Source organism: Desulfovibrio desulfuricans (genome assembly GCF_024460775.1).
Taxonomy (GTDB): Bacteria; Desulfobacterota; Desulfovibrionia; order Desulfovibrionales; family Desulfovibrionaceae; genus Desulfovibrio; species Desulfovibrio desulfuricans_E.
In genome coordinates, this window is the sequence record NZ_JANFYZ010000144.1 from 1 (window position 1) to 212 (window position 212).

Consider the following 212-nt stretch of genomic DNA (forward strand, 5'->3'; position numbering starts at 1 on the left):
TGGATTTTTAAAGGATAAAAGGACGCCGGATAAATTTAACGGACGTGTGATCACAAGAAACGGAAAGATTACAGCCGAAGAAGCGCACACGATTGCCGAGGCGGCGCAGTTATACGGAAGCGGAGAAGTGACAATGACCTCTCGTCTGACGATGGAGATTCAGGGCGTTCCTTATGACAATATAGAACCGCTGCGGGAATATCTGATGCAGG

1 protein-coding gene is annotated in these 212 nt (G+C 48.1%); it reads left to right on the forward strand.

Annotated features, from left to right (window positions below):
* On the forward strand, positions 1-212 hold a 212-nt coding region (locus NE637_RS15715; protein WP_256267856.1), incomplete at both ends, for a ferredoxin-like domain-containing protein.